Here is a 6,727-nt window from a genome sequence, read left to right as displayed (position 1 = left end):
CCCAACGCATGGCCACTAGACCGAATGAAAGCGCTCCTCGAGACGCTGCGGGACATCGATGCCTTGGTCAAGCGTCAGGGTTTCATGGAGATCGCCTGAGGGCGGTCGTGCTGGAAGGCCAGTCTGCTGATGAAGAAGCCTGCCTATGTCGTTGTCGATGTCCGTGTCAGTGACCCGGAGCGCATCGTGCGGTACCGGGAGCTTGCGGAAATTGCGGTCGGGCACTACGGTGGCCGCTACCTGGCGAGAGGTGGTGCCATCGAAACGCTGGAAGGTGAGTGGCAGCCGGAGCGAGTGGTCATTGTTCGCTTCGACGATGCCGAAGCGGCGCGCCGCTTTTACGATTCGCCGGAGTATCGTGCCGCCCGTGAGGCGCGCGCCGGCGCAGCCGAATTCGACATGCTGTTGGTCGAAGGGCTCTGATTTTTCAAGGCAATATCTACGGGAACAATTATGAGTGCAATCGTTGATGTGATCGCCCGCGAGATTCTGGATTCGCGCGGCAACCCCACGGTCGAGGCCGATGTGCTGCTCGAATCGGGCGTGATGGGGCGCGCCGCCGTGCCGTCCGGTGCGTCCACCGGTGCCCGCGAGGCCATCGAGTTGCGTGACGGAGATGCCGGCCGTTATCTCGGCAAGGGCGTGCAGCGGGCAGTCGAGAACGTCAATACCGAAATCTCGGAGTGCATCATCGGACTTGACGCCGAGGAGCAGGCCTTCATCGATCGTACCCTGATCGAGCTCGACGGCACCGAGAACAAATCACGTCTCGGCGCCAATGCCATGCTCGCGGTTTCCATGGCGGTCGCTCGCGCGGCAGCCGAAGAGGCGGGCCTGCCGCTCTACCGTTACTTTGGCGGCTCGGGGCCGATGACCATGCCGGTGCCGATGATGAACGTGATCAACGGTGGCGCACACGCAAACAACAGCCTCGACATCCAGGAATGCATGATCATGCCGGTGTCGATGAAGAGCTTCCGCGAGGCGCTGCGCTGCGGCGCCGAGATCTTCCACCACCTCAAGAAGCTCACCGACAAGCGCGGCTATCCGACGACCGTCGGTGACGAGGGCGGGTTTGCACCCAACGTCAGCGGCACCGAAGAGGCGCTCAACCTCATCCAGGAGGCAATCTCGGCCGCCGGATACGAGCCGGGCACCGACGTGGTCCTCGCACTCGATTGCGCTGCCTCCGAGTTCCACAAGAACGGCCAGTACCTGTTGTCGGGTGAAGGCCTGACACTGAGCTCCGAGGGCTTCGCCGATTATCTGGCGACGCTGGTCGATCGCTTTCCGATCGTTTCCATCGAGGACGGCATGGCCGAGGACGACTGGAACGGCTGGAAAATTCTGACCGACAAGCTCGGCAAGCGTATCCAGCTGGTCGGTGACGACCTCTTCGTCACCAACACCGCAATTCTCGAGCAGGGCATCGACCAGGGGATCGCCAACTCCATCCTCATCAAGATCAACCAGATCGGCACCTTGTCGGAAACCTTCGCGGCAGTGGAAATGGCCAAGCGGGCAGGCTATACCGCGGTGATCTCGCATCGCTCGGGCGAGACCGAGGATTCGACCATTGCCGACATCGCGGTGGGCCTCAACGCGATGCAGATCAAGACCGGTTCGCTGTCGCGCTCGGATCGCATATCCAAGTACAACCAGCTGCTGCGGATCGAGGAAGATCTCGGCGATACCGCGACCTACCCGGGCAAGCGGGCGTTCTACAACCTGCGGGTGCGCTGAGCGCCCTTGGGCGCAGGCCGGAGGCCCGATTGCCCGAGCATTTGCACTGGTCAGTGTGGCCGACCGCATCGAGGTCGGCCACCTTGCGTTTACTTTCCGGTTTCAGGTCATGCGGTTGACGGTGTTTCTTCTCGCTCTGCTCGTGCTTGCGTTGCAGTATCCACTGTGGCTCGGCAAGGGCGGCTGGCTGCGGGTCTGGGAGGTTGACGCCCAGTTGCAGTCGCAGCGAGCGGTGAATGCCCAGCTCGAACAGCGAAACGCCGGTCTGGATGCCGAAGTGCGCGATTTGAAATCAGGCAACGAGGCGCTGGAAGAGCGTGCGCGCTTTGATCTGGGCCTGACTCGTCCCGGCGAGATCTTCGTGCAGATTCCGGCCGAGGATTAGGCCTGGAAGCTCCTCAGTTCAGGCTCGCAACGATGCGTCGCGCACCGTCGATGCGCGGTCGAAAGTAGGTGTTGTCCAGTCGCTCGATCCTGATCTGGCTTCGGCTGTTAGGTGCATGGACAAAGCGACCGTCGCCCATGTAGATGCCCATGTGCGAATGGCGGCGGTTGAGAGTGTTGAAGAACACCAGGTCGCCGGGGCGCAGTTCGGCGACACTGATCGGACGGGTCATGTCCGCGATCTGGGCGGCATTGTGCGGTAGGGTCTGGCCGCTGACTTCCTGCACGATATAGCGAACCATGCCGCTGCAATCGAGACCGGCTTCGGGATTGTTGCCGCCGAAGCGGTAGCCGGTGCCGAGTAGCCCCAGGGCGTAGAGGACGATCTCCTCGGCGGCCTTCTCGTCCTGTAGCTTGAAATAGCGCCCATCGCGTTGTGACAGCGTTGGCTGAGTCGGCGCACTCAGACTCCGAGCGTTCGACGCTGGCTTGGGTGCGGTGCTGCAGGCGGTGAGGACGAGCGCGGTCGCTGCCACGATGATCAGACTGGACTGGCTGCTGCGCATGGTGCTCTCCTCGAACAGGCGTGGATCAGGCCTGGAGCCAGAAGGTCACTGGCCCATGGTTCTGCAATGAAACAATCATCTCTGCGCCGAAGCGACCCGTTGCGACCGGTGCGTGCGATTCTCGAAGCCGTGCGACCAGCTCTTCGAACAGTCTGGTCGCCCGTTCGGGCTCCGCGGCAGTTGAAAAGCCTGGCCGGTTGCCCTTGCGAGTGTCCGCAGCCAGCGTGAATTGCGGCACCAGCAACAGTCCCCCGCCAACATCCTGCACTGAAAGATTCATGCGGTTCTGTTCGTCCTGGAAGATTCGGTACGCCAGCAGGCGTTCGGCGAGACGCATCACATTACGTTCGCCGTCCTCACGCTCCACGCCGACCAGGGCCAGAATGCCGGGCCCGATTGCGCCGACCGTTTCACCCGAAACCTCTACCTTCGCCGAAAGAACGCGCTGGATCAGGGCAATCATGTCCGCTGCTGATGCGGCCGCATCGCGAGATTCAGGTGTCGAGTCCGATCGGGCGGCAGTTCTCACTGCTGGTCGGCCCGGCGTGCTTGAGGGTGGCGACGCCGTTTCTCGAGACCAGCACCAGGTTGCCGTCGCTGAATCGACTGACCTCGCCTTCCGACTGGGCTGTCAGAGAGAACACGCCAATGCCATGACGAACCCGGGCCTGGCCATTCCGATACTCGACGCTGAACCGGTCGCCATCTCCACAGATGTAACTCACGCTCTGGACACTGTCTCGTGTGTAGGCAGTGGTCGCCAGCGTTGCGGTGAGCAGCACTGCCAGGGTGATGCCCGCGTTGCGTGGCAGACGGTTGGTTGAAGCGGGAGGGGTTTCGAGCATGGGATTCAATCCAGAAGTTCGATGGTGCCGGTTACGGTGACCGAGACGCGGCTCTCACCACTCTCGAGCACGGGGGCGGACGCGGCCTCTGCCATCATGGCCGAACGCATCACCGGGTAGGGGGGTGGCATGAATCCACCGTAATTGACCGAGAGACTGCGGATTCGGAAATCGCGGCCGAGCGTGTCGGAGATCGCCCGCGCACGGGCCTGGAAGGCGCGAAGAGCGTCTTCAGCCGCAAGATCCGCCACCGCATTGCGAGTCTCCGGCGCAGGCTGCATCGACAGACCACCAATCGCGAGGCCAGCCTGCAATTTGCCGAGCAGTTCGGACAGTGCCGCAACGTTGGTCGTCTCCAGCGAAATGTCCGACCGCATGCGCCACGCATCGATCGTGCGTCCGTCGCGCGAATGCACTGGCCAGGTGCGTATGCCGGAGCTTGCAGCCTTGACGTGCGGGTAGGCGCGGATCTGTTCGAAGGCTTCGGCGATTGCCCGATTGACGCGCTGCGCAAGCTCGGCGGGGTGCGAGTGGGTGTCCTCGAAGTACACCGTCGCGGTCGCCAGGTCGTTCGGTGCGTCGCGCGAAGCTTCGGCCGACAGGTCGACGGTCGGCAAGCGCGGGTGCTCGTCGGCCTGCACTGGCAACGAGAAGAGCGCAATCAGCAGCGCCGGCAAGATCGGGCGGAACAGGGCGAAGCTGAAGACTTGATGCATGACAAGGCAACCCCGTGTTTATGGTTGCCTACATTCTAGTCATATTCGAGCAAATTATCAGCTAACGCAGGCAACATTATGTTGCATAAGCGTTAATCGCTTCATTGCCAGGCGCTCAATCGCCCTTCTTCAGTCGATTCGCCGCGCCGATTCAGCGTAGAGCTTGGCATTCTCAACGTAATTGGCCGCATTTACCTTCAGCGAGGCGATGTCTTCATCGGACAGTTCTCGGATGATGCGCCCGGGGGAGCCGACGACGAGCGAGCGGTCCGGAATCACCTTGCCTTCCGGGATCAGCGCGTTGGCGCCGATGATGCAGTTTTTGCCGATTACCGCATGGTTGAGGATTACCGCATTGATTCCGATCAGCGAGCCGTCGCCGATCTCGCAGCCATGCAGCATCACCATGTGGCCGACGGTGACGTCGGCGCCGATCCTGAGGGGCACGCCGTCATCATTGTGGAGAATCGAGCCATCCTGGATATTGGTGTTGTCGCCGATGATGATCGGATCGTTGTCGCCGCGGATCACCACGTTGTACCAGATGCTGACGTTTCGGCCGGTGAAGACACGACCGATCACGGTCGCGTTGTCGGCTACCCATGTGTTTTCGCCGAGTTGGGGTTCGCGGTCGCCCAGCGCATAAATAGGCATGTGCTTGATCTCTCGTGTTGTATCGTGGTCGCTCGCCACGTCTGCTGTGAACTGACTTGTGCAACCGTCAAGCGGCGATGATAACGCGTGTCCCCCTCTCTTTTGTATCCGCACTCGATCGAGCCCGTTTCGGGCGGGGTGGCAAGGCTTCCCGGTCGGCTGGATGGTGTAGCATTCCGCCTCACATCATTGTGTCCAGACCTCATGCTCAGCTATCGCCACGCGTTTCATGCCGGCAACCATGCCGACGTGCTCAAGCACTTCGTTCTCCTTGAGGTGTTGCGCTATTACTGCCGCAAGGACAAACCGTGGTGGTTCATCGACACCCATGCTGGAGCCGGTTGCTATGCCCTGCAAGGGGAGCAGGCTGGTAAGACCGCCGAGTTCGAGCAGGGGGTGGGGCGCCTGTGGGGCAGAGACGACTTGTGTGACACGCTTGCAAGCTATATCGAGGCAGTCGCGCAGTTCAATCCACATGGCGGACTCAATTTCTACCCGGGCTCGCCGGCACTGGCGATGACGCAATTGCGTGAACAGGACCGGATGCGCTTGTTCGAGCTTCATCCGGCCGATTTCACTTCGCTCGACAAAACCTTCGAGCGCGACCGCGATCGCGTGCTTGTACGTCGGGCGGACGGATTTGGTGGTCTGCGGTCGCTGTTGCCGCCACCGAGCCGCCGCGCCGTCGTGCTCATCGATCCGTCCTACGAAGTCAAGGACGACTATCGGAAGGTGGTCGATGTGCTGCGTGAGGCTACACGCAAGTTCCCCGGCGGCACCTACATGCTTTGGTATCCGCTCCTGTCCCGACCGGAGGCCCAGCGTCTGCCGGATCGTCTGGCAACTCTTGACGCGGGAAGCTGGCTCGACCTGCGGCTGGTGGTGCAGACGCCGTCGCGTGATGGCTTCGGCATGTTCGGCAGCGGCATCTATCTCATCAACCCGCCGTGGACACTGCCCGAGACGCTGGAATCGGCGATGCCCGAACTGGTGAAGGCACTCGGGCTCGATGAGCAGGCCGGTTTCGATCTCGAGTATCGAATCGAATGAGCGACGAGTCGCAGGACTCTCTCGAGCATTTACGCACTGCTCTGCGCAGCTTTGCCGCTGAGCGGGACTGGGAGCGTTTTCACAGTCCCAAGAATCTTGTCATGGCCTTGTCCGGCGAGGTCGGCGAGCTCATCGAGCATTTTCAGTGGCTCACCGAGGACGCTTCACGTTCCCTCGAACCTGAACAACTGGGCGAGGTCGAGCTGGAGATGGCGGACGTGCTGCTTTACCTGATTCGTCTGGCCGATGTGCTCGGCGTCGATCTCGTGGATACGGCGCAACGCAAGATGAAGCTCAATGCCGAACGCTATCCCGCGGACAAGGTGCGCGGCCGGTCCACGAAGTACAGCCGCTTGTAGGCCGGCCACCACTCTGTTGCCAGAACGGCCGCCTGGACTGCCCCTGCACGAATCGTCTGCACGATTTCGCAATCAGGCCTGATCATTACAGTCATGTTTCTGCCACAATTATATTTTGTGACAGCCAAAGGTGATGCGTGGAACTCCAGTCCTCGATGAAGGCGCCGAATCTCGGCAGAAAGAAGACAAACGGAGACGGTAGTCACAGCAGGTATTTCAGTTTCGGGATCGCAATCGCGTTCCTGATCGGCGTTTCGATCTACGCGAAAATCATGCTTGGCGCCCAGGCGGGGGTCGGGTTCGTCGTCGTCGCAGCCGCGATCGGCGCCTATATGGCGATGAACATCGGCGCCAACGACGTCGCCAACAACGTCGGTCCTGCAGTGGGCTCGGGTGTGCTGACGCTGGGC

General features: G+C 61.4%; 10 protein-coding genes and 1 pseudogene. 6 read left to right on the top strand and 5 right to left on the bottom strand.

The features are described 5' to 3' along the window. Window positions 1-129: 129 nt before the first annotated feature. The 3 genes from GPA21_RS18360 to ftsB all read left to right on the top strand — a co-directional run bounded on the left by GPA21_RS18360 (window position 130) and on the right by ftsB (window position 2,128). Window positions 130-423 carry a DUF1330 domain-containing protein gene (locus tag GPA21_RS18360; protein ID WP_168989547.1) on the top strand — a complete coding sequence of 98 codons (294 nt, stop codon included), beginning with the start codon at window positions 130-132 and terminating at the stop codon, window positions 421-423. Between the two features lie 30 nt (window positions 424-453). Further along, a complete protein-coding gene (gene eno, locus GPA21_RS18355) occupies window positions 454-1,743 on the top strand; it encodes a phosphopyruvate hydratase (RefSeq protein WP_168989546.1) in 1,290 nt (429 codons plus the stop codon). Window positions 1,744-1,852: 109 nt separating this feature from the next. Beyond that, entirely contained in the window at window positions 1,853-2,128 is a 276-nt protein-coding gene (ftsB, locus tag GPA21_RS18350) for a cell division protein FtsB (protein ID WP_168989548.1), read from the top strand. 13 nt (window positions 2,129-2,141) lie between these two features. Here ftsB and GPA21_RS18345 read toward each other — a convergent pair whose 3' ends face one another. The 5 genes from GPA21_RS18345 to GPA21_RS18325 form a co-directional block, all read right to left on the bottom strand. Beyond that, window positions 2,142-2,693: a C40 family peptidase gene (locus tag GPA21_RS18345; protein ID WP_168989545.1), complete on the bottom strand. Its 552-nt coding sequence runs from the start codon at window positions 2,691-2,693 to the stop codon at window positions 2,142-2,144. Window positions 2,694-2,718: 25 nt separating this feature from the next. After that, on the bottom strand, window positions 2,719-3,156 hold the full coding sequence (dtd, locus tag GPA21_RS18340) for a D-aminoacyl-tRNA deacylase (RefSeq protein WP_168989544.1): 438 nt from the start codon (window positions 3,154-3,156) through the stop codon (window positions 2,719-2,721). A 31-nt stretch (window positions 3,157-3,187) separates the two neighbouring features. Continuing rightward, entirely contained in the window at window positions 3,188-3,538 is a 351-nt protein-coding gene (locus GPA21_RS18335; protein ID WP_168989543.1) for a hypothetical protein, read from the bottom strand. A gap of 5 nt (window positions 3,539-3,543) precedes the next feature. Beyond that, on the bottom strand, window positions 3,544-4,254 hold the full coding sequence (locus tag GPA21_RS18330; RefSeq protein WP_168989542.1) for an SIMPL domain-containing protein: 711 nt from the start codon (window positions 4,252-4,254) through the stop codon (window positions 3,544-3,546). 129 nt (window positions 4,255-4,383) lie between these two features. Then, on the bottom strand, window positions 4,384-4,908 hold the full coding sequence (locus tag GPA21_RS18325; RefSeq protein WP_168989541.1) for a gamma carbonic anhydrase family protein: 525 nt from the start codon (window positions 4,906-4,908) through the stop codon (window positions 4,384-4,386). A 204-nt stretch (window positions 4,909-5,112) separates the two neighbouring features. Here GPA21_RS18325 and GPA21_RS18320 point away from each other — a divergent pair, with 204 nt between their 5' ends. The 3 genes and pseudogenes from GPA21_RS18320 to GPA21_RS18310 form a co-directional block, all read left to right on the top strand. Next, entirely contained in the window at window positions 5,113-5,958 is an 846-nt protein-coding gene (locus GPA21_RS18320; RefSeq protein WP_168989540.1) for a 23S rRNA (adenine(2030)-N(6))-methyltransferase RlmJ, read from the top strand. After that, window positions 5,955-6,317: a nucleotide pyrophosphohydrolase gene (locus GPA21_RS18315; RefSeq protein WP_168989539.1), complete on the top strand. Its 363-nt coding sequence runs from the start codon at window positions 5,955-5,957 to the stop codon at window positions 6,315-6,317. Before GPA21_RS18320 ends, GPA21_RS18315 begins: the two co-directional genes overlap by 4 nt. Before the next feature lie 137 nt (window positions 6,318-6,454). Then, window positions 6,455-6,727: pseudogene (locus tag GPA21_RS18310) on the top strand (hypothetical protein); the annotation flags it as partial.

Origin of the sequence: Azoarcus taiwanensis, assembly GCF_012910885.1 — a bacterium.
Classification (GTDB): Bacteria; Pseudomonadota; Gammaproteobacteria; order Burkholderiales; family Rhodocyclaceae; genus Azoarcus_F; species Azoarcus_F taiwanensis.
Note: the sequence above shows the minus strand (reverse complement) of the source record. Positions and strands in the feature narration are given on the sequence as shown.

Coding starts and splice junctions, on each gene's coding strand:
- GPA21_RS18345 (WP_168989545.1), bottom strand. CDS start 2,693: ATGCGCAGCAGCCAGTCCAGTCTGATCATCGTGGCAGCGACCGCGCTC.
- GPA21_RS18325 (WP_168989541.1), bottom strand. CDS start 4,908: ATGCCTATTTATGCGCTGGGCGACCGCGAACCCCAACTCGGCGAAAAC.
- dtd (WP_168989544.1), bottom strand. CDS start 3,156: ATGATTGCCCTGATCCAGCGCGTTCTTTCGGCGAAGGTAGAGGTTTCG.
- GPA21_RS18330 (WP_168989542.1), bottom strand. CDS start 4,254: ATGCATCAAGTCTTCAGCTTCGCCCTGTTCCGCCCGATCTTGCCGGCG.
- ftsB (WP_168989548.1), top strand. CDS start 1,853: ATGCGGTTGACGGTGTTTCTTCTCGCTCTGCTCGTGCTTGCGTTGCAG.
- GPA21_RS18320 (WP_168989540.1), top strand. CDS start 5,113: ATGCTCAGCTATCGCCACGCGTTTCATGCCGGCAACCATGCCGACGTG.
- GPA21_RS18315 (WP_168989539.1), top strand. CDS start 5,955: ATGAGCGACGAGTCGCAGGACTCTCTCGAGCATTTACGCACTGCTCTG.
- eno (WP_168989546.1), top strand. CDS start 454: ATGAGTGCAATCGTTGATGTGATCGCCCGCGAGATTCTGGATTCGCGC.
- GPA21_RS18335 (WP_168989543.1), bottom strand. CDS start 3,538: ATGCTCGAAACCCCTCCCGCTTCAACCAACCGTCTGCCACGCAACGCG.
- GPA21_RS18360 (WP_168989547.1), top strand. CDS start 130: ATGAAGAAGCCTGCCTATGTCGTTGTCGATGTCCGTGTCAGTGACCCG.